We start from the raw sequence: 20,606 nt of genomic DNA on the forward strand, positions 1-20,606 counted from the left end.
GCCGACCCGTCGTCCGGCCCGTTCCGCGCCCCGGTTCGGCCTCCCGGGCGGGCGGAGCACCCGGGGCACTCCGCCCGCCCGCGGTCACTCGGGTGTCATCGCGTATCGCCGCCCGATCCGCTGCTTCCGGCCCCGTCGGGGGTGCCCAGCACCGCGGCGCGGCCGGCTTCCAGCCGGGCGACGGGGAGCCGGAACGGCGAGCACGACACGTAGTCGAGCCCGGTGTCGTGGAAGAACCGCACCGACTCGGGGTCGCCGCCGTGCTCGCCGCAGACGCCGAGCGCCAGACCGGGGCGGGTCTCCCGGCCCTCGGCCGCGGCCAGCGCCACCAGTCGCCCGACCCCGTCGCGGTCGAGGGTCTCGAACGGCGACACCCGGAAGATGCCCGCGTCCAGGTACTCGGTGAAGAACGACGCCTCCACGTCGTCGCGCGAGAAACCCCACGTGGTCTGGGTGAGGTCGTTCGTGCCGAACGAGAAGAACTCGGCGGTCTCGGCGATCCGGCCGGCGGTGAGCGCGGCACGCGGGAGCTCGATCATGGTGCCGACCGGGAACGCCACCTCGGTGCCGGATTCCGCACTGACCTCGGCGAAGACCGTGCGGGCCTCGTCTCCGACGAGTTCCAGCTCTCGGAGCGCGCCGACCAGCGGGACCATGATCTCCGGGCGCGGGTCGCCACCGGCCCGGATGCGCGCGACCGCGGCCTCGGCGACCGCGCGGATCTGCATCGCGAACAGGCCGGGAATGACCAGTCCGAGGCGCACGCCGCGGAGCCCGAGCATCGGGTTCTGCTCGTGCAACCGGCGGACGGCGTCCAGCAGTTCGCGTTCCTCGCCGACCGGGTCGCCGAGCGCTTCGGCGACCGCGACACGGACCGACAGGTCGGTGAGGTCGGGCAGGAACTCGTGCAGGGGCGGGTCGATGAGCCGGATGGTCACCGGCAGGCCGTCCATGGCCTCCAGCACCTCGGCGAAGTCCTGGCGCTGCAGCGGCAGGAGCGCGTCGAGGGCGGCGGCGCGGCCGTCGTCGGAGTCGGCGAGGACGAGCCGTTCCACGTACTTGCGGCGTTCGCCGAGGAACATGTGCTCGGTGCGCAGCAGCCCGATGCCTTCGGCGCCGAAGCGGCGGGCACGCTGCGCGTCGGGCCCGGTGTCGGCGTTCGCCCTGACCCGCAGGCGGCGGCGCCGGTCGGCGTGGCCGAGGATACGCGCGACGGCGGCGACCAGGCCGTCGGTGTCGTCGTCCGCGGTGATGCGGCCTTCGAAGTAGTCGACGACGGGCGGGGGCACGACAGGGGCGGCCCCGGCGTAGACGCGGCCGGTCATGCCGTCCACCGAGATCACGTCGCCTTCCGCGACGGTGATGCCGCCCGGCGCCGTGCAGCGGCGGGCGCGCGGGTCCACGTCGAGGTCCTCGGCGCCGCACACGCAGGTTTTGCCCATGCCGCGGGCCACGACCGCGGCGTGCGAGGTCTTGCCGCCGCGGCTGGTGAGGATGCCGTCCGCGGCGACCATGCCGGCCAGGTCGTCGGGGTTGGTCTCGCGCCGCACCAGGATCACGTGCTCGCCGCGGGCCGCCCAGGCCACCGCCGTCGCCTGGTCGAAGACGGCCCGCCCGACGGCGGCACCCGGCGACGCCGGGATGCCGCGGGCGATCGCGGTGGGCCCGTCGGCGCCGTCCTCTCCGATGGCGGCGAAGCGGGGGAACATCAGCTGCGCGAGCTGCGCTCCGGTGACGCGGCACAGCGCCTCGTCCGCATCGATCAGCCCCTGGTCGGCAAGCTGCGCCGCAATGCGGAAGGCCGCCTCCGCCGTGCGCTTGCCGACGCGGGTCTGGAGCATCCACAAGGTGCCGCGTTCGATCGTGAACTCGATGTCGCACAGGTCCCGGTAGTGGTCTTCGAGGATCCGCATGATGTCGAGCAGGCGGTCGTAGGAGGTCTTGTCGAGTTCTTCGAGCGCGGCCAGGGGCACGGTGTTGCGGATGCCGGCGACGACGTCCTCCCCTTGCGCGTTGGCGAGGTAGTCGCCGTACACGCCGGGCTGCCCGGTGGCCGGGTCGCGGGTGAACGCGACGCCGGTGCCGGAGTCGGGGCCGAGGTTGCCGAAGACCATCGCGACGATGTTGACCGCGGTACCCAAATCGTCCGGAATGCGCTCCTGCCGGCGGTACAGCCGCGCCCGCTCGCCGTTCCACGACGCGAAGACCGCACGGACCGCCATGTCCAACTGCGTCCGCGGGTCCTGCGGGAACGCGACGCCCGCGTGCTCGGCGACCAGGTCCTGGAATTCGCCGACCAGGGCGCGCAGATCGTCCGCGTCGAGGTCGACGTCGGTCGCGGCCCCCTTGGCGTGCTTGGCCGCCTCCAGCCGCTCCTCGAACAGGTCGCCGTCGACGCCGAGCACGGTCTTGCCGAACATCTGCACGAGCCGCCGGTACGAGTCCCACGCGAACCGCTCGTCGTCCGCCTGCGCGGCCAACCCGGCGACGGAGGCGTCGGTGAGGCCGATGTTGAGGACGGTGTCCATCATCCCCGGCATCGAGAACGCCGCACCGGAACGCACCGACACCAGCAGCGGGTCGTCGGGCTGCCCGAGCCGCCGCGCCATGCGCTTCTCCAGCGCGGCCAGGTGCGCATCCACCTGCTCGCGCAGCCCGGCCGGCTCCTCGCCCGCGTGCAGGTAGGCACGGCAGGCGTCCGTGGTGATCGTGAAGCCCGGCGGCACCGGCAGGCCGAGGTTGTGCATCTCGGCCAGGTTGGCGCCTTTGCCGCCGAGCAGGTCCTTGAGGTCCTTGTTGCCTTCGGCGAAGGCGTAGACGAATTTCGGGATGTTCGGCACGGGTATCCCCCTCGCGCACGACGGTGGGCCGCATGACCACCGTGCGGGGGTGAGGGGCCCCCGCGCCTGACACCGGCAGAAGTCGCACGGCCCGATTGCCCTGATGGCGGGGAGCGTACCCAGCCCAGCCGACCGGGCACGCCTTGAGACCAGGATCACGCCAGGGGGACGGTGTGGCGCGGCGAACGGACTTCGACCACGGGACGCGGGCTGGGACGGCGCGGAGATCAGTCGGGTCCACACGGTGGGATCCCGTCGCAGCGGGCTCCCGCCGCAGTGGGATCCCGTCGCAGTGGGATCGGGATCCCGTCGCAGCGGGATCCGTCACCAGCCGACAGCCGGCCGCCTTTCCGGCGTCGCGGACCGGGCTGCCGGGTCCTGCTCACTCCCAGTGCCCCACCGCCCCCGCCACGAATTCCTCGAACCCCCGGGCCCGCCGTCCCAAGGCCTCGCGTACCCCGTCGGACACCCCCGGCCCGCGGCCCTCGCGGACCGCTACCAGCAGGCCGCACAGCCGGGCCGCGACATCCGGAGCCACCCCGTAGGCAACCTGCTGTGCGACGAAGGCCTCCGCGGTGACGTCGACGTGCCGCACGGTTCGGCCCGTGGCCTGGCTGATGATCTCCACGGCTTCCGCGAAGTCGAGCGACCGCGGGCCGGTGAGCTGGTAGGTCCGCCCGGCGTGCCGGGCGTCCGTCAAAGCCGCCGCGGCGACCTCGGCGATGTCGTCCGCGTCGACGAAAGGCGTGCGGCCGTCGCCGGTCGGCAGCGCCAGGGTTCCCGCCAGGACCGCCGGGCGCCAGAACGTCTCGCTGAAGTTCTGGGCGAACCAGTCGGGGCGCAGGATCGTCCAGTCCACGCCCGACGCGCGGACGGCCTGTTCGGCGGCCTTCAGTGGATGCCCGTCGTCCGCCTCCCCCACGCCGTGCGCGGACAGCATCACCACCCGGCGAACCCCGGCGGCCGCCGCCGCCTTGACCAGCCCGGGGATCCGCCCATTCCGGTCGATGCCTGCCCGCAGGTCGGGCTCCAGCACGTACAGCCCGGCAACCTCGTCGAGCGCCGCCGTCCACGTCGACGGGTCTCCGAGATCGCAGCGGACGTCGCCGCCGGTGCGCGACGCGGTCCGCACCGGGTGTCCGGCGTCCCGCAGTCGCCGGGCAATGCGGCGGCCGGTCGTTCCGGTGCCGCCGAGGACAAGGGTCGTGTTCATGGCCACCAGCGAACTCCGTGGCGCTCAGACGATCCATTGGTGATAGTCGCGGTTCCCTTTGCCATCGTCTAACGTCGCCCTGTGGACGTCCTGAGCGACTTACTGCACCGGGCCCGCGCCTCGCACACCGCCGTCCGGCAACTGATCCAGCGACCACCGTGGTCGCTGACGTTCGCCGATCCGCCGCCGCTCTCGCTCGTCGCCGCGCTCCACGGCGATGCCTGGGTCGGCATCGACGACGCCGCCCCCACCCGCCTCGCACAAGGCGACATCGCCCTGCTCCGCGGCCCCGCGCCGCACACCATCTCCGACGCGCCTACCACCCGGCCCCTCGTGGTGATCCGCAACGGCCGCAAGCTGTCCGTCGACGGCAGCGAAGCGGCGGACCGGGTGCGCCGGAGTCTCGCGCCGCGGACGTACGGCGGCGGCCGGTCCGGGGCCGACACCGTGCTCCGCGGCAGCTACGACCTGCACGGCCAGGTCGGCGAGCGCGTGCTGGCCGACCTGCCGCCCCTCGCCGTCGTGCCCGCCGGACCCCGCACCCGGGCCGCGCTGGACCTCCTCGCCGCCGAGACCGCCCACGACGAGCCCGGGCAGGACGCGGTCCTCGGACGCCTGCTCGACCTCGTCCTCGTCCTCGCGCTGCGCGCGTGGTGGGCCACCCCGGACGGGCACCCGCCCGCCTGGTACCGGGCCACCGCCGACCCCGCGGTCGGCGCCGCGCTGCGCGCGCTGCACGAGGAGCCTGCCCGCCGCTGGACGGTCGCCGCGCTGGCCGCCGAGGCCGGCCTGTCCCGTGCCGCGTTCGCCGCGCGTTTCGCCGCCCTGGTCGGGGAGCCGCCGCTCACCTACCTCACCGCCTGGCGGATGACCCTCGCCGCCGACCTGCTCCGGGACACCGATGCCACCGTCGGCGCGGTGGGCCGACTCGTGGGCTACACCGACGCGTTCGCCTTCAGCGTCGCCTTCAAACGCGCCCACGGCGTCACCCCGTCGCACCGGCGCCGCCCCGACCCGGATCCGACCGGCCGACCCCCGGCACCGTCCGCCGACGACCGCCGCATCTGATCGAATGGTCGGCGACGCACAGCACCGACGAAAGGCATCCCGTGGGCAAGCGCATCCCGGTCGTCCTCGTCGCCGGGTTCCTCGGCGCGGGCAAGACCACGCTGCTCAACCACCTGCTGCGGCACGCGGACGGCACCCGGATCGCGGTCGTCGTCAACGACTTTGGATCCGTCAACATCGACGCGATGCTCGTGTCCGCACAGGTCGATTCGATGGTGTCGCTCGGCAACGGCTGCCTGTGCTGCGTGCTCGACACGTCCGACCTGGACGGCATGTTCAGCCGCCTCGCACGCACCAAGCCCGACGTGATCGTCGTGGAGGCCAGCGGCCTCGCCGAGCCGGTGGAACTCGTCCAGATGGTGCTGGCCAGCCGCCACCAGCGGATCCGGTACGCCGGGCTCCTCATGGTCGTCGACGGCGCGCACTTCGCCGCCACCCGTGCCGAACACCCGGAAATCGACCGCCACCTGCGCTACGCCGACCTCGTCGTCGCCAACAAGGACGACCTGCTCGACCCGGCCGAACGCGCCGCGCTGCACGCCACGCTGGCCGAACTCGCCCCCGGCGCGCCCGTGGTGCCGTCCCGGCGCGGCCGCATCGACCCCGCGCTCCTGTTCGACGCGGCCCCCGGCGGCACTCGTCCGGTGCCGCGAGCCCAGCAGCTGTCCTTCGACGACCTGCTCCGCGACGCGGCCACGTCCGAAGCCCACAGTGACCACGGCACCGAAGCAGCCGACGACGCCCACGCCGACCATCTGCACAGCGCCTACGACACGCTCAACCTGGAGTCTCCGGAGCCGCTGGACCCGCGGGCGTTCGCCGCGTTCATGGAACGCGGGTTCCCGGGCGTGTACCGCATGAAGGGTTTCGTGCGCTTCGCGCTCCCCGGCCGCCCCGACCGCTACACCCTGCAGTTGGTGGGACGCCACCTCTCCTACACCCGCTCGGGCTGGCCGCGCGGACAGCAGCCGACCACCACCCTGGTCGCGATCGGCGCGGGCTTCGACGCCGCCGCCCTCCGCGACGGCTTCGCCGCCTGCACCCGCGCGGAAAGCGCGGGCCCGGTCGCCGACCCGGACATCGCGATGGCCGGAATCCGCCGCCACCTCGAAGGCCGCGAAGCCGAAGACCGCGCCGCGGCCCGCGAGTCCGACACGCGCGCCACCGACCCGGACCTGCCGGCCGCGGAGGTCGAGGCCTACGCCGACTGACCGCTCCGCGGCTCCGCCCTGGCCGGCCAAGGCACGAGCCGTTCACGGAGTTCGGGCCAAGGGACGCAGCGGATTCGAGGCAAGGCGATGAGCCGCCTCAGCCCCCCGAGTGGTCCGTCTCCGCGTCCTCCGTCGGCGGGACCGCGCATTCGGGGTCGTCGAGCCAGCCCTCCGGGAGGACGACCTTCTTGCCGCCCGCGGTGCGGCCGCGGGGGCCGTCGGCGCCGGTGGGCCAGGGCTGGTCGAGGTGGAGGGTGGCGATGAGGTCGTCGAGTTGGCTCAGGTTGCCCACCATGGCGAGGCCGCGGCGGGCTTCGGAGCCGACCGAGAAGCCCTTGGTGTACCAGGCGACGTGCTTGCGGAAGTCGGTGACGCCGTGTTCCTCGCCCATCCATTCGCCCAGGAGTTCCGCGTGGCGGCGCATGACGCCGGTGACTTCGCGGAGGGTGGGGCGGGCGCGGTGGTCGCTGCCTTCGAAGATCGAGACGAGGTCGCGGAAGAGCCACGGGCGGCCCAGGCAGCCGCGGCCGACCACGACGCCGTCGCAGCCGGTTTCGCGGAGCATCCGGAGGGCGTCGTCGGCGTCCCAGATGTCGCCGTTGCCGAGCACCGGGACGTCGACGGCTTCCTTGAGGCGGGCGATGGACGACCAGTCGGCGGTGCCGCCGTAGTGCTGCTGGGCGGTGCGGCCGTGCAGGGCGACCCAGGTGATGCCTTCGTCCTGGGCGATGCGGCCCGCGTCCAGGTAGGTGAGGTGGTCGTCGTCGATGCCCTTGCGCATCTTCATCGTGACGGGCAGGTGACGGGCGTTCTTGACCGCGGCGCGCAGGATGTCGCGGAGCAGGTTGCGCTTGTACGGGAGCGCGGATCCGCCGCCCTTGCGCGTCACCTTGGGCACCGGGCAGCCGAAGTTGAGGTCGATGTGGTCGGCGAGGTCCTCGTCGACGATCATCGCGACGGCGCGGCCGAGGACGTCCGGGTCGACGCCGTAGAGCTGGATGCTGCGCGGGCGTTCGGTGGCGGCGAAGCGGATCAGGCGCATGGTCTTGTCGTCGCGTTCGACGAGGGCGCGCGTGGTGATCATTTCGCTGACGTAGAGCCCGGCCGGCCGCGACTCGGTGACGGATTCGGCCTGCTCCTGGCACAGCGTGCGGAACGGGGCGTTGGTGATTCCGGCCATCGGCGCGAGGACGACCGGCGGCCACACCTCGGTGCGGCCGAGGCGCAGCGGCGCGAAGTCCGTCGCCGCGGCGGTCTCGGCGTCGGTCGTCCCGGTGGTGGTCATGGCGGATCGCTCCAGGTCGTGCGGACGGGTTTCCCTATTGTCGCGCAAGCGGGCGGCGGGGCTGCCGGATATCCACAGGGGTCACCCCCAGGCATCCCCCAGGCGCCCCCACGGCAAGTTGTACTCACTTCGAGAAAAACCAGTGGCGTGCTCCGCCCGGCCGATGCCAGGCTGGTCGGGACCTGACCGCACCGGGCACTTGGGGACGTGACATGACCAGCACGGAATCCGCATCGATCGAGTCGGCGAGCACCCCCGAACCGGCAAGCATCGCCGAACCGGCAAGCATCCCCGAGCCCCGGGACGTCGCCGCGCTGCTCGCCCTGACGGGCACCGGGAAGCGGGTCAAGTTCCTGCACTTCTGGGGGCACCAGCCGCAGGCCGACGGGTCGGTCGGTGCGGGGTGTCTGAGCCAGTGGTACCCGTCTCCGTTCACCGTCGACGGTGTCACCTACGCGACCGCCGAGCACTGGATGATGGCGGGCAAAGCCCGGATGTTCGGGGACGCGACGGCGGAAAAGCGCGCGGTCAAGGCCACGCATCCGAAGGAGGCCAAGGCGGTCGGCCGGGAGGTCCGCGGCTTCGACGAGGCGACGTGGGTGGCGGGCCGCTTCGCGCTGGTGGTGGCGGGCAATGTCGCCAAGTTCGGGCAGGACCCGGCGTTGCGGGCGTTCCTGCTCGGCACCGGCAGCCGCGTGCTGGTCGAGGCGAGCCCTCGCGACCGCATCTGGGGCATCGGGCTGGGCGCGCAGAACGAGAACGCGGACCGTCCGGAGAACTGGCGCGGCCTCAACCTGCTGGGCTTCGCGTTGATGGAGACCCGCGCCCGGCTGGCGTCCACCGAAGACCTCGCCTGACGACCCGCGCACGACCCTGGGGCAGCCCGCCCCTCAGGCCTGCCCGCAACGCAAAAACCGAGCACTGGCGAAAACCGAGCACGGCAAAACCGGGCACCGCAAAAACCGAGCGGCCCGCTCCCCCACGGCGGGAGAGCGGGCCGCTCGGCATGGCAGGCGAAGGTCAGCAGCCGATCAGCCGCGGCGCCAGGTACTCGCGCACCCGGTCGAGGCCCACGCGCTCCTGGCCCATGGTGTCGCGGTCGCGGATGGTGACCGCGTTGTCTTCGAGGGTGTCGAAGTCCACCGTGATGCAGAACGGCGTGCCGATCTCGTCCTGGCGGCGGTAGCGGCGGCCGATGGCGCCCGCGTCGTCGAAGTCGACGTTCCAGAACTGGCGCAGGTCGGCAGCGAGGCCGCGGGCCTTGGGCGACAGGTCGGTGTTGCGGGACAGCGGCAGGACCGCGGCCTTGACCGGGGCGAGGCGCGGGTCGAGGCGCATGACGACGCGCTTCTCCATCACGCCCTTGGCGTTGGGCGCCTCGTCCTCGCTGTACGCGTCGATCATGAACGCGAGCATGGCGCGGTTGACACCGGCTGCCGGTTCGATGACGTACGGCATCCAGCGCTCCTTGGTCTCCTGGTCGAAGAAGGAGAGGTCGGTGCCGGAGTGCTTGGAGTGCGTGCTGAGGTCGTAGTCGGTGCGGTTGGCGACGCCTTCCAGCTCACCGAACTCGTTGCCGCCGAACTGGAAGCGGTACTCGATGTCCGCGGTCCGCTTCGAGTAGTGCGACAGCTTCTCCTTCGGGTGCTCGAAGAAGCGCATGTTCTCCTCGCGGAGGCCGAGGCCGGTGTACCAGTTCCAGCGCTCCTGGAGCCAGTACTCGTGCCACTGCTCGTCCTCGCCCGGCTTGACGAAGAACTCCATCTCCATCTGCTCGAACTCGCGGGTGCGGAAGATGAAGTTGCCCGGCGTGATCTCGTTGCGGAAGCTCTTGCCGACCTGCGCGATGCCGAACGGCGGCTTCTTGCGGGCGCTGTCCTGCACCAGCTTGTAGTTCACGAAGATGCCCTGCGCGGTCTCCGGGCGGAGGTAGGCGCGGCCGGATTCGTCCTGGACCGGGCCCAGGTAGGTCTGCAGAAGGCCGTTGAACATCTTGGGCTCGGTGAACGCGCCCTTGGTGCCGCAGTTCGGGCAGTTGAGTTCGGTGAGGCCGTTGGCCGGCGGGCGGCCGTGCTTGGCCTCGTACGCCTCTTCGAGGTGGTCCGCGCGGAACCGCTTGTGGCAGGAGGTGCACTCGGTCAGCGGGTCGACGAACGCCTCGACGTGGCCGGACGCTTCCCACACCTCGCGGGCGAGAATGACCGACGAGTCCAGACCCACGATGTCGTCGCGCGAGGTGACCATCGCGCGCCACCACTGGCGCTTGATGTTCTCCTTCAGCTCCACACCGAGCGGTCCGTAGTCCCAGGCTGCCCGCTGGCCGCCGTAGATTTCGGAGCACGGGTACACGAACCCGCGGCGCTTGCTCAGGCTGACGATGGTCTCGATTTTGTCGGCGGCCACGATGCTCTCTTCGGTGCGACGATGCGGTCAGTGACGGTGTTCGCACAGGGTACCGGCGGCACGGGGTACCGGTCGCCCCCAAAGATTCCGCAATTGACAATCATTGTCAGTTAAGTTGAGAATGATTGTCATGAACATACGCCGGGCTGCCCCCGTCTCCTTCACCGCGCTCGCCGCGGTCTCCGCGCTGCTGCTGACCGCATGCGGCGCCAAGGACGACGCGGGCAGCACAACCGGTAGCGGCTCGGTACGCGTGGTCGCCGCGTTCTACCCCCTGAAGTTCGTCGCCCAGCAGGTCGGCGGCCCCGAAGTACGCGTCACGAACCTGACCAAGCCGGGCGCCGAACCCCACGAACTGGAGCTGCAGCCCAAGCAGGTCGCGGCCGTCGCCGATGCGGATGTGATGGTGTACCTGAAGGGCCTGCAGCCCGCCGTGGACAAGGCGGTGCGTCTGGAGAAGCCGGACCACGTCGTGGAAGCGAGCGAGCTGAGCCCCCTCGAAGAGCACGGCGACGAAGTCGACGGGCACAGCGGGCACAGCGGGCACGACCACAACGGCGGAGACGGCCACGACCACTCCGCGGAAAGCGGCGGCGACCCGCACATCTGGCTCGACCCGACCCGACTGGCCACCGTCGCCGTCGGGGTCGGCGAGACCCTCGCCGAGGCCGACCCGGCCCACGCGGCGGACTACCGGGCCCGCGCCGCCGAGCTGAAGACCCGGCTCGACGGGCTCGACAACGAGTTCAGAACCGGCCTCGCGAGCTGCGAACGCCACGAGTTCGTGACCAGCCACGCCGCCTTCGGCTACCTCGCCGAGCGGTACGGCATCGACGAAATCGGCGTCACCGGCGTCAACCCCGACTCCGAGCCCTCCCCCGCGCGCATCGCCGACCTGCAGAAGCTCGTCAAGGACCGCGGCGTCACCACCGTCTTCTTCGAAACCCTCGCCAGTCCCAAGACCGCCGAGGCGCTCGCCCGCGACACCGGTGCCACCGCCGCCGTCCTCGATCCCCTGGAGGGAATCAAGGACGAGTCCGCGGCCGATTACTTCTCCGTGATGCGCGCCAACCTCGACGCCCTGCGGAAGGCACTCGGATGCCAGTGAACACCCCCCACGCCGACGCCCCTGCCGTCCGGCTGACCGGCGGCACCGCCGCCCTCGGCGGCCGCGCCGTCCTGCGCGGCGTCGACCTGGCCGTCGCGCCCGGCGAAGTCGTCGCGCTGCTCGGCGCCAACGGCTCCGGCAAGTCCACGCTCGTCCGCTCGCTCGTCGGCCTGGTACCGCTGAGCGGCGGCCGGATCGACCTGTTCGGCACCCCGTACGGCAAGTTCAAGGACTGGTCGCGCATCGGCTACGTGCCGCAGCGCACCACCGCCGCGGCGGGTGTCCCGGCCAACGTCCGCGAAGTGGTGGCGTCCGGACGGCTCACCCGGCGCCACATGTTCCACCTCGGCCGCGAGGACCGCACGGCCGTCGACGACGCCCTCGACGCCGTCGGCATGCGCGACCGCGCCGGCGACGGCATCGCGGACCTGTCCGGCGGCCAGCAGCAGCGCGTCCTCATCGCCCGCGCCCTGGCCCGCCGCCCCGACCTGCTGATCATGGACGAGCCGATGGCGGGCGTCGACCTGGCCAGCCAGGAAGTCCTCGCCGACACCCTGCGCCGGCAGAAGGAACAAGGCCGCGCGGTCCTGCTGGTGCTCCACGAACTCGGACCGCTCGAGCCCCTCATCGACCGCGCGGTCGTGCTGCGCGACGGCTGCGTCTGCCACGACGGACCGCCGCCGCAGGCCCTCGGCCAGCACGCGCTGCCCGGCCACGACCACGTGCACCCGCACGCCGACGACCACACCACCTCGGGACTGCTGACGTGAGCCTGCTCCACTACGACTTCATGCAGCGCGCGCTGCTCGCCGCGCTGCTGGTCGGCATGACCGCGCCGTCCGTCGGCGTCTACCTCGTGCAGCGCCGCCAGGCGTTCATGGGCGACGGCATCGGCCACATCGCGCTCACCGGCGTCGGACTCGGCCTGCTGTTCAGCCAGTCGCCGGTGCTGTTCGCGGTGCTGACCGCCGCCGCGGGCGCGATCGTCATCGAACTCGTCCGCGAACGCAGCAAGGTCAGCGGCGACGTCGCCCTGTCCGTCCTGTTCTACGGCGGCATCGCGGGCGGCGTCATGCTCGCCAGCCAATCCGCGGGCGGCGGGGCCAGCCTCAACGCCTACCTGTTCGGACAGCTCACGACCGTCTCGCCGGAAGACCTCCGGGTCATGGCCGTCCTCGCCGCCATCGTCCTCGCGGTCACCATCGGTCTGCGCAAGCCGCTGTTCACGGTCTGCCAGGACGAGGAGTTCGCCCGGGTCACCGGGCTGCCCGTCCGCGCGCTCAACCTGCTCATCGCGGTCACCGCCGCGGTCACCGTCACCGTCGCGATGCGCGTGGTCGGCCTGCTCTTGGTCAGCGCGCTCATGGTGGTGCCGGTCGCGATCGCCCAGCAGCTGACCCGTACGTTCGCGGTCACCGCGGCCGTGGCGATCGGCGTGGGCGTCGCCGTGTCGGTGTCCGGCACGGCCCTCACCTACTACGTCGAGGCACCGCCCGGCGCGACCATCGTGCTGCTGGCCATCGGCCTGTTCGTCCTGGTCGGCTTGGTCGTGGCCCCCTTCAAAGCCCGCCGCGGCCGGGCTCGCGCCACCGACATCTCCGCCTCCGAAGACGACCTGAAGGTGGCGCACGCCACACTGCTCACCGGCAGCACCCCGGCGGCGTCCGGCACAATGTCGGGGCGGGACACGCCCCCGCAGCCGCCGAAATCGGAGGAGGAGCCCCGGTGACCACCGCGAACAGCCCGGCCCGCGGCAGATCCACACGGCAACGCACCGCCGTGTCGGCCCTCCTCGACGAGGTCGAGGACTTCCGCAGCGCCCAGGACCTGCACGACCTTCTCAAGCAGCGCGGCGACTCGGTGGGCCTGACCACGGTGTACCGCACGCTGCAGGCCCTGGCCGACGCCGGCGAGGTCGACGTCCTGCGCAACCCCGACGGCGAAGCCGTCTACCGGCGCTGCAGCCGCGGACACCACCACCACCTGGTCTGCCGGGCCTGCGGCCGCACCGTCGAGGTGGAAGGCCCCGCCGTGGAGCGCTGGGCCGGCCGCATCGCCGCCGAACACGGCTACACCGACGTCTCCCACGAACTGGAGATCTTCGGCACCTGCGGCCCCTGCACGCTGGCGGCGCGGGGCTGAGTCACGCTCCGAAGATGCTCGGAGACCCGGCCGCCCGGCCGCCGAGCGCTGTTTTCTCCGTTCTCCCTCCCGACGGTATGCCGTCGGAAGCCGAAGGCCGTTAGAGTTCCCCGGCTCGCACCCGTCCAAAGGACGAGCGTGTTTCGCCCCTGGACCTTCGTCGGCTTTCGCCGAACCGGGCCGACCGGTGCGGCGAAGGGCGCTCACGGCTGGAGGCACAAGCTGTGGTGGCAAGGCTTGCGGAGAGCCTCGACAAGTACCAGCGCCGGAACGGCGCCAGCTACGCCGCGTTCAGTTTGCCGGTCTCCGCGCCCCTCTTGCACGGCAAGCTGCCGAAGGCCACAGAGACCGGCACCTACCGGGAGGACAGCGGCTACGCGGTCGCGCGCATTCCGCGGGACTGCCAGGACGGCTATGACCTGGTCAGTCTGCCGCCGGGGCTGCCCGAGGTCGGCGCCCTGCTCGGGGGCAACCAGGCCCATGCATCCGTATCGGCACCCAAGACACTTCGCACCTATGTCGTCGGCGACAAGTCGGTGGACCTCATCACGGTGCCCCATGCGCGGGAGGCCGGCGCCTTGCCCCGGTTCTATCCACCGGCCGGCGAGGTGACGCCCTTCGCAGTCAAGGGACTGGTCGCCCAGATCCAACAGTTGCGAATCACGGCAGACAAAATGCGCGAGGACGATCCCGAGCGCTGGAACAGTCTCGCCGACCAGCAGAGCGCGTATTACGAAGCCCAGACGCGTCAAAGCGGGTATCCGCTTCCCTTGCGTGGCGCGCCGGTGTTCGAGAACGCGCAGCTCGCCAATCTGCACCGACTCCTGGACATCGTCGTGGACCGCGCGCCGGCGCTGGCCAAGAAGATCGGCCTACCGACCACACACGAGGAACTGGACGCCTTTCTTCCCCAATTGACGCCCTCAGACCCGTATGGACCCGACGTGGTCGTCCAGTTCGGAGATCCCAGCCGCGGCAACACGATCATCACGCATCCGCGCATGGTCGACGCCTTCGGAGCCGTCTTCGACGGGGGTCCGATGCCGGTCGGACTCGCGGAGGAAGTGTTCGAACATGTGCAGGGTCTGCAACGGCAACTGCCCATGGCGGACTTGTCGATCGACCCCGCGTCACTCGGATCCTCCGTCGCCGAGCTCGAGGCCACCATCCGCTCGTCTCTCGCGGAGTGGGACGCGCACCTCAACCCCGGGGGTCCACCAGAGCCGTTCTCGGCGTTGCCCGACGATCGCACACGCGACGAGCGGACGCGGCTGTTCACCCGGAACGCCGCGCATCTGGCGAAGGGGGACGCACAGCCGAGGCCGGATCCGTTCGAAGGCCACCGCCCTCGGGACATCGCGGCGGCGCTGCTGTCCCCAATGGGGGTGAACCAGATGGCCAAGACCGTCGCCGAGCTGTGGTACCAGTTCATCGATGCCGACCTGCTGAGCATCGGCAACGCCGACCACGACCTGCGCCGCCTGCTCCACCAACTGCCCGGCCACAGCGCGGTGATCCTGGATACCTGGACCGACATGATCGGGCCGGTGGACACGCAGCGACTCGACGCGGTGCGCCGTGTCCAGACTTTCGAGTCCGGTTTCATCGACTTCTTGCGCGGAGTGGAGGACGACGGCAGCGGATGGGTACGCGTCGACTCGCAGATTACCGCCCGCGCCGCCCAGCGGGTGCTGTCCGCGATGGGCAAACCCGCACCCCCGGTGGATGTGCTGGCCCGGCTCGTCGACGACCACGTCGACCGCCACGGGCTGGCCGCCCCCGTGCCGCCGCAGGATCCGGTGCCCGAGCGCGATTCCGCGCACACGGCTGTCGAAGCGGTGGCGGTCACCGACGCGGACGTCGAGGTGGCCCGGACGCTGTCGGGAGGCTGGACCCCGTCGGCGGAATTCGTGGCGGCGGCGGCGACCATCAGCGCGGCCGAGAACCGGATGAGGGACAACTCTCCAAGCATCGCCCGCGAGATCGTCATCCTGGAATCCCGCGTCGCGGCAACCCGCAAGAAGTGGCTGGAAAGCGGCCGTCGGCTCGCCGCCTACGAACCCGCGCGGGGGCGGACACCTGAACAGACCGGGACTCCCGCGGTAGCACCAGGCCGCGGCGCCGACCGCAAACAAGAGACCCTGTCGCAGGCCTACGCGACGGCACGCGACCGCTACCGCAAGGAGGGAGCGTTCCTCACCACGGTGACCGCGAACGTCATGTCTTCGGCCATCGGAAGTGAGGCGATAGCCCAGCAGCGTGACCTCCATGGACGGCCGGCGCCGAACTTCGATATCCCCGCGGAGATGCTCGCCATACGTCGCGAGACCCTCCTGGAGGACGGGGAGAGCCGAGCATCCGGTGCGGCGCCCTCGCCGTCCGGCGCGCGCCACTCGCCCCCGCAGGCCCCCAGTCCGCCGGAGCCGCGGCCGGTTCGCAACACGGCCGCGTCGGCGGACCCGGCGCACTTCACCGCCCAGGCCGCCGCTCAGGGCATGCGCGCCGTTTCGCCGACCAAGCCGCCCCCACGGCGCGCCCAGCCGGAGCCGTGGCCCTCCTCGGTTCCCGGCGAGGCCGTCAACCGTTCCTTCCGCCCTTCCCAGGACCGCGGAGTCGGCCCGTATTGGGAGCGGTCGAAGTGACCGGCCGCACCGGGACGCGCTGGCGCCTTACTCGTACGGCTCCTTCGGCGTCGGAATCCGGTCGGCCTTCGTTGCCGTCAGCGCCGGAATGGTGCTTTCCGACGCCGGAGGGCCGTCGGACTTGAGCCATGTGCCGGTGACCTGGACCCAGGCGTCGGTCGGCGGCGCGGCCATGCCGTGGATCTCGACCTTGCGGGCCGTGGCGTCGGCGGCGCAGCAGCTGATGACCAGGCGGGTCACGTACCAAGTGCCGTTGGGGCCGGGGGTCACGAAGCCGGTGAGCCGCACGTGGCGGTCCTTGAGGGTGTCGGCGGTGTCCCACACGGCGCGGACGCTGAAGTCGCCGACGGTCATGTCGAGCGGGTCGCCCGGGGCCAGCGCCGGGAAGCCCGCGTCGACGGTCTTGGCGGCGGGCTTGGCGACCACGTTGTCGGAGCGCTCCGCGGTGTAGGAGCCGAGCGCGGGCGGGGCGATGAGGAACAGCGCTATCACGGGAAGGCACAGCAGCCAGGCCACGCGCGGGCCTTGGCCGTGGTCGTGGCCGTGGCTTCCCCCGGAAGCGGCGTGCTCGTCGTCCCCGGCGTGCTCGTGGCCTTCGTACTCGTCGTGGCTTTCGTGCCCGTGCGCCCTGTGGTGGTGCTCCTCCCCCGCGGACTGTTCGTGCTTGCGCAGGATTCCGTCGCGGACCACGCCGATCAGGCCGAGCAGCAGCAGGATCGCGCCCGCGGCGATGAGGGCGGGGCGCAGCCCGGCCTTGACGTAGCGCAGGTACATCTCGCCGCCGAGCGAGATCCGCAGCAGCGCGGCGCCGATCAGGACGAGGACGACGGACTGGACATCGCGCTTCACAGCAGCCACCACCCCACGGCGATACTGGTGACCACGGCCACGACGAAGGTGGCCGTGGAGAACCGGACGGCGAAGCCCTTGCCGAACGTGCCGGACTGCAGGGCGATCAGCTTCACGTCGACCATCGGGCCGACGACCATGAACGCCAGCTTCGCGGTCGGCGAGAAGCCGGACAGCGAGGCGGCGACGAACGCGTCGGCTTCCGAGCACACCGCGAGGATCACGGCGAGGAACGCCAGCGCCACGATGCCGAACCACCAGTGGCCCGAGACGGCGTTGATGATGTCCTTCGGCACCGTCACGTTGAGTGTGGCCGCGGTGGTCGCGCCGACCACGAGGAACCCGCCCGCGTGCAGGAAGTCGTGCTGCATGCCGGTGCGGAAGTCCTCCCAGCGGGATCCGGAGCCGGGTTCGGTGAAGCGGCGCGGAATGCGCAGCCATTCGGTCTTGCCGAAGCGGATCCACAACCAGCCCATCACCACCGAGGTGGCGAGCGACGCGGCGAACCGGGCGAACACCATTTCCGGCCGGCCCGGGAAGGCGACCGCGGTGGCGGTCAGCACGATCGGGTTGATCGCGGGCGCGGAGAGCAGGAACGCGAGCGCCGCCGCGGGTGCCACGCCGCGGGCCATCAGGCCGCCCGCGACCGGCACGGACGCGCATTCGCAGCCGGGCAGCACGGCGCCGGCCGCACCCGCGATCGGCACCGCGAGGGCCTGGTTGCGGGGCAGCACCTTGGTGAACACCGACGGCGGGACGAACGCGGTGATCGCCGCGGAGATGACCGTGCCGAGCACCAGAAACGGCAGTGCCTGCACGGCGATCGCGACGAAGACCGTGCTCCACGCCTGGATCGCGCGGGAGTCGAGCCGGTCGGTGATCCACGTCTGGCCGATCAGCAGCAAGAACAGTCCCGCGACGAACAGTTCGAGCTGACCGGGCCGCCACGGCCGACGTGCGGCGGTGACGGCCCCGGTGCCTTCGGGCCGCCCGGAGGCGGACTCCCCTGGAGTGGTGGCGGCGGGCGGCGCCGACCCGCTCGGGGGCGCGCCCGGGGGAGGCATGGTCTGCTCGGACATGCGGTTCATGCTGGCATCCGAAGACCCGTGCCACTGGCACATTCACCCGCGCGTGGCGCGTTTTGCCCTGGGTTTACCGGGATTTCGACTCGACGGGAGCTTCCGCTTCGGCGCCGTCCGGATCGTCCCCGGACGCCGCCGGGGCGGGGCCGGGCGCCTCGCCGGGCGCCGTGGAGACGACGTTCGGCAGCGCGCCGCCGTAGCGGCGGTCGCGGGCCACGTACGACTCGACGGCCTTCCACATGTGGGTGCGGTCGAAATCCGGCCACAGCACGTTGTCGAACACCATCTCGGCGTACGCCGACTGCCACAGCAGGAAGTTCGACGTCCGCTGCTCGCCCGACGAGCGGATGAACAGGTCGACGTCGGGCATGTCCGGCTCGTCGAGGTACTTCGCGAACAGCGACTCGTCGATCTTCTTCGGGTCGACCTTGCCGTCGCGCACGTCCTGCGCCAGCGCGGCCGCCGCGTCGACGATCTCGGCGCGGCCGCCGTAGTTGATGCACATGGCGAGCGTCAGGCGCGTGTTGTCCTTGGTGCGCTCTTCGGCGATCTCGAGTTCCTTGATGACGCTCTTCCACAGCCGAGGGCGCCGCCCGCACCAGCGGATGCGCACGCCCAGCTCGTCCATCTCGTCGATCCGGCGGTGGATCGTGTCGATGTTGAAGCCCATGAGGAACTTGACCTCTTCGGGCGAGCGCTTCCAGTTCTCGGTGGAGAACGCGTACGCCGAGATGTACTCGACGCCGATCTGCGCGGCGCCCTCGACGACGTCGAACAGCGACGCCTCGCCCGCGGTGTGCCCGTCGGTGCGGGCCAGCCCGCGCTCCTTGGCCCAGCGGCCGTTGCCGTCCATGACGAGCGCGACGTGCCGGGGCACCGCGCCGGCCGGGAAGACCGGCGGCTGGACGCCGCCCGCGTGCGGCTTGGGGTCGCGGTACTCGTGCGGGTGGCGCACGCCCGACCGGGCGGCCGGCCTCGCCCTTCTCCGGAAGATGGGCAGTCCGAATCGGCCGCGTGCCTGACTCACGATGAACGCTCCACCAGTTTCAGCGAGCGGATACCCCGCTCCAGATGCCATTGCAGATATGCGGCCACCAGGCCGCTGCCCTCGCGCCGGACCCGCGGTGCGGTGGCGTCGGCGCCCACCCAGTCGCCGGTCAACAGCGCGCCGAGCAGATCGAGGGCCTCGGGAGAGGGTACGACGGATCCGGCCGGACGGCAGTCCCCGCACACGGCTCCGCCGCCCTGGACGGAGAAGAACCGGTGCGGTCCGACCAGGCCGCAGCGGGCGCAGTCGCCGAAGCTGGGGGCGTATCCGGCGACCGCGAGCGAGCGCAGCAGGAAGGCGTCGAGGACCAGCGCGGGCTCGTGCGCTCCGCCGGCCAGGGTCCGGAGCGCGCCGATGAGCAGCAGGTACTGCTGGAGCGCCGGTTCACCCTCGTGGTCGGTGAGGCGTTCGGCGGTCTCCAGGATCGCGGTGCCGGCGGTGTAGGCCGGGTAGTCCGCGACGAGCACGCCGCCGAACGCGGACAGCGTCTCGACCTGCGTGATCGACGGCAGCCCGCGGCCGGGGAATTCGCTGCCCTTGGCGAAGAACTGGATGTCGACGTGCGCGAACGGTTCGACGCGGGCGCCGAACTTCGACTTGGTCCGCCGCACCCCGCGCGCCACGGCCCTTATCCGCCCGTGCCCCCGGGTGAGCAAGGTGATGATCCGGTCGGCCTCGCCCAGCTTCTGGGTACGCAGCACGACACCCTCGTCACGGTAGAGACTCACGCACCCATTATCGACCCGGGGTCCGACGCTCCGGACCGCGCGAGGACGAAAGCGCTCGACGGGCACGGCGGCAAGACCGGCAGCGTGGTGAACCCGGGACGTCGCCGGCTTCGTCACCACACGCCTGATCACCGCGTTGACCACCGAGGCCGTGCACCTCGATGAGGCGGGCGTGGCGACGGCGGAGGACATCGACATCACCGTGGGGCGGGTGCGCGAGGGGTGGCGCGCGACGGCACGCGCGGGCGGAGCAGGGGCGGGGCGGGGGTCGGGCGAGGATCCGTGGCTTCGGTCGCCGGGCCACAGCCGCCCCTCCTGCCTGCCCCGACTCCCCCGTCCTACCGCGGCATGTGGCCCGCGGCCTCGTCCAGGACGCGGTCGATTTCCGGGCGGGTGAGGCCCAGGCGGTTGCCCGCGGTGAGGAGCATGTCGAGTTCGAGGGTGCGGTAGGGGCCGTCGGCGACGGCGATGCGGGCGGCGACGGCGACGAGGCGGGCGCATCCCTCGGGGGCGAGGTGGTCCGCGAGGGCGTCCAGGGACTCGTCGGGGTCGTCGTCGGGGTCATAGGCGCGCAGGTCCGCGTCGAGGACGGTGTCGGTGTAGGCCCCGAGGCCGGTGTCGCGGACGGCCGCGACGGCGGCGGCACGGGCGGCCGGGGACGACTCGCCGCCCGCGACCAGCGCGGCGGCGGCGAGGGAGCGGGTGGCCTCGCGCAGCAGTCCGGTGAGGCGCCGCGCGGTGGGGACGACCAGGACCGCGCGGGAGAAGTCGATCCCGCACACCGCACACGTGACGCTGCCGAGGGCTTTCGACACGGGGAACATCGGCAGCCCCGCGAGCATGAACCAGCGTCTGCCGACGCCGTATTGGTATCTGCGGTCACCACCGCACTCCGGGCAGAAGAACTCGCCGTCGTCGAGCACCGTCCGGATTTGCCGGACCCCCACGATGACCACCATGGCGTGGCTCCCCTGCACCTCGGCCGCG

The 20,606-nt window shown here is 71.7% G+C and carries 17 protein-coding genes and 1 pseudogene; 9 read left to right on the forward strand and 9 right to left on the reverse strand.

Annotated features, from left to right (window positions below):
- Window positions 1–95 precede the first annotated feature (95 nt).
- Both ppdK and ACPA54_RS28300 read right to left on the reverse strand, forming a co-directional pair.
- Window positions 96–2,831 (reverse strand): pyruvate, phosphate dikinase, encoded by a 2,736-nt coding sequence (gene ppdK, locus ACPA54_RS28295; protein ID WP_423534258.1) that lies wholly within the window; start codon window positions 2,829–2,831, stop codon window positions 96–98.
- Between the two features lie 391 nt (window positions 2,832–3,222).
- Window positions 3,223–4,053, reverse strand: coding sequence for an NmrA family NAD(P)-binding protein (locus tag ACPA54_RS28300; RefSeq protein ID WP_423534205.1), 831 nt, complete (start codon window positions 4,051–4,053; stop codon window positions 3,223–3,225).
- A gap of 81 nt (window positions 4,054–4,134) precedes the next feature.
- On the opposite strand from ACPA54_RS28300, the gene ACPA54_RS28305 reads away from it, so the two are divergent.
- The gene (locus ACPA54_RS28305) at window positions 4,135–5,121 is read left to right on the forward strand and encodes an AraC family transcriptional regulator (RefSeq protein ID WP_423534206.1); all 987 of its coding nucleotides are present in this window, start codon (window positions 4,135–4,137) and stop codon (window positions 5,119–5,121) included.
- Between the two features lie 41 nt (window positions 5,122–5,162).
- Window positions 5,163–6,332, forward strand: coding sequence for a CobW family GTP-binding protein (locus tag ACPA54_RS28310; protein ID WP_423534207.1), 1,170 nt, complete (start codon window positions 5,163–5,165; stop codon window positions 6,330–6,332).
- 97 nt (window positions 6,333–6,429) lie between these two features.
- Here the strand turns inward: ACPA54_RS28310 and dusB are convergent, their stop codons facing one another.
- Window positions 6,430–7,617 (reverse strand): tRNA dihydrouridine synthase DusB, encoded by a 1,188-nt coding sequence (gene dusB, locus ACPA54_RS28315; RefSeq protein WP_423534208.1) that lies wholly within the window; start codon window positions 7,615–7,617, stop codon window positions 6,430–6,432.
- Between the two features lie 212 nt (window positions 7,618–7,829).
- Between dusB and ACPA54_RS28320 the strand changes: the two genes are divergently transcribed.
- Complete coding sequence (locus ACPA54_RS28320) at window positions 7,830–8,474, forward strand: NADAR family protein (protein WP_423534209.1); 645 nt, start codon at window positions 7,830–7,832, stop codon at window positions 8,472–8,474.
- A 163-nt stretch (window positions 8,475–8,637) separates the two neighbouring features.
- On the opposite strand, the gene ACPA54_RS28325 is transcribed toward ACPA54_RS28320, so the two are convergent.
- Window positions 8,638–10,020, reverse strand: a complete 1,383-nt coding sequence (locus tag ACPA54_RS28325) for a glycine--tRNA ligase (protein WP_345678363.1) — start codon at window positions 10,018–10,020, stop codon at window positions 8,638–8,640.
- A 130-nt stretch (window positions 10,021–10,150) separates the two neighbouring features.
- Between ACPA54_RS28325 and ACPA54_RS28330 the strand changes: the two genes are divergently transcribed.
- The 5 genes from ACPA54_RS28330 to ACPA54_RS28350 all read left to right on the forward strand — a co-directional run bounded on the left by ACPA54_RS28330 (window position 10,151) and on the right by ACPA54_RS28350 (window position 15,912).
- The gene (locus ACPA54_RS28330; protein ID WP_423534210.1) at window positions 10,151–11,128 is read left to right on the forward strand and encodes a metal ABC transporter substrate-binding protein; all 978 of its coding nucleotides are present in this window, start codon (window positions 10,151–10,153) and stop codon (window positions 11,126–11,128) included.
- A complete protein-coding gene (locus ACPA54_RS28335) occupies window positions 11,119–11,898 on the forward strand; it encodes a metal ABC transporter ATP-binding protein (RefSeq protein WP_423534211.1) in 780 nt (259 codons plus the stop codon). The genes ACPA54_RS28330 and ACPA54_RS28335 overlap by 10 nt, the downstream gene beginning before the upstream one ends.
- Window positions 11,895–12,857, forward strand: coding sequence for a metal ABC transporter permease (locus ACPA54_RS28340; protein WP_423534212.1), 963 nt, complete (start codon window positions 11,895–11,897; stop codon window positions 12,855–12,857). The genes ACPA54_RS28335 and ACPA54_RS28340 overlap by 4 nt, the downstream gene beginning before the upstream one ends.
- Window positions 12,854–13,270 carry a Fur family transcriptional regulator gene (locus tag ACPA54_RS28345; protein ID WP_423534213.1) on the forward strand — a complete coding sequence of 139 codons (417 nt, stop codon included), beginning with the start codon at window positions 12,854–12,856 and terminating at the stop codon, window positions 13,268–13,270. Before ACPA54_RS28340 ends, ACPA54_RS28345 begins: the two co-directional genes overlap by 4 nt.
- 227 nt (window positions 13,271–13,497) lie before the next feature.
- Entirely contained in the window at window positions 13,498–15,912 is a 2,415-nt protein-coding gene (locus tag ACPA54_RS28350) for a hypothetical protein (protein WP_423534214.1), read from the forward strand.
- 27 nt (window positions 15,913–15,939) lie between these two features.
- On the opposite strand, the gene ACPA54_RS28355 is transcribed toward ACPA54_RS28350, so the two are convergent.
- The 4 genes from ACPA54_RS28355 to recO all read right to left on the reverse strand — a co-directional run bounded on the left by ACPA54_RS28355 (window position 15,940) and on the right by recO (window position 19,619).
- Entirely contained in the window at window positions 15,940–16,761 is an 822-nt protein-coding gene (locus ACPA54_RS28355; protein ID WP_423534215.1) for a TIGR03943 family putative permease subunit, read from the reverse strand.
- Entirely contained in the window at window positions 16,758–17,840 is a 1,083-nt protein-coding gene (locus ACPA54_RS28360) for a permease (protein WP_423534216.1), read from the reverse strand. The genes ACPA54_RS28355 and ACPA54_RS28360 overlap by 4 nt, the downstream gene beginning before the upstream one ends.
- A gap of 73 nt (window positions 17,841–17,913) precedes the next feature.
- Window positions 17,914–18,798: an isoprenyl transferase gene (locus ACPA54_RS28365; protein WP_423534217.1), complete on the reverse strand. Its 885-nt coding sequence runs from the start codon at window positions 18,796–18,798 to the stop codon at window positions 17,914–17,916.
- Window positions 18,799–18,866: 68 nt separating this feature from the next.
- Window positions 18,867–19,619, reverse strand: coding sequence for a DNA repair protein RecO (gene recO, locus ACPA54_RS28370; RefSeq protein WP_423534218.1), 753 nt, complete (start codon window positions 19,617–19,619; stop codon window positions 18,867–18,869).
- Between the two features lie 69 nt (window positions 19,620–19,688).
- Between recO and ACPA54_RS28375 the strand changes: the two are divergent.
- A pseudogene (locus tag ACPA54_RS28375) lies at window positions 19,689–19,818 on the forward strand (3-hydroxyacyl-CoA dehydrogenase family protein); the annotation flags it as partial.
- 139 nt (window positions 19,819–19,957) lie between these two features.
- Here ACPA54_RS28375 and ACPA54_RS28380 read toward each other — a convergent pair.
- Window positions 19,958–20,578: a TerB family tellurite resistance protein gene (locus tag ACPA54_RS28380; protein WP_423534219.1), complete on the reverse strand. Its 621-nt coding sequence runs from the start codon at window positions 20,576–20,578 to the stop codon at window positions 19,958–19,960.
- Between the last annotated feature and the right edge of the window lie 28 nt (window positions 20,579–20,606).

The organism is Uniformispora flossi (assembly GCF_049534875.1).
GTDB classification, from domain to species: Bacteria; Actinomycetota; Actinomycetes; order Streptomycetales; family Streptomycetaceae; genus Yinghuangia; species Yinghuangia aomiensis.

What these genes read in the sequence shown, in the direction of transcription:
- ACPA54_RS28300 (WP_423534205.1), bottom strand. Translation starts at nt 4,053, where the DNA reads ATGAACACGACCCTTGTCCTCGGCGGCACCGGAACGACCGGCCGCCGC.
- dusB (WP_423534208.1), bottom strand. Translation starts at nt 7,617, where the DNA reads ATGACCACCACCGGGACGACCGACGCCGAGACCGCCGCGGCGACGGAC.
- ACPA54_RS28320 (WP_423534209.1), top strand. Translation starts at nt 7,830, where the DNA reads ATGACCAGCACGGAATCCGCATCGATCGAGTCGGCGAGCACCCCCGAA.
- ACPA54_RS28330 (WP_423534210.1), top strand. Translation starts at nt 10,151, where the DNA reads ATGAACATACGCCGGGCTGCCCCCGTCTCCTTCACCGCGCTCGCCGCG.
- ACPA54_RS28335 (WP_423534211.1), top strand. Translation starts at nt 11,119, where the DNA reads ATGCCAGTGAACACCCCCCACGCCGACGCCCCTGCCGTCCGGCTGACC.
- ACPA54_RS28360 (WP_423534216.1), bottom strand. Translation starts at nt 17,840, where the DNA reads ATGTCCGAGCAGACCATGCCTCCCCCGGGCGCGCCCCCGAGCGGGTCG.
- ACPA54_RS28380 (WP_423534219.1), bottom strand. Translation starts at nt 20,578, where the DNA reads ATGGTGGTCATCGTGGGGGTCCGGCAAATCCGGACGGTGCTCGACGAC.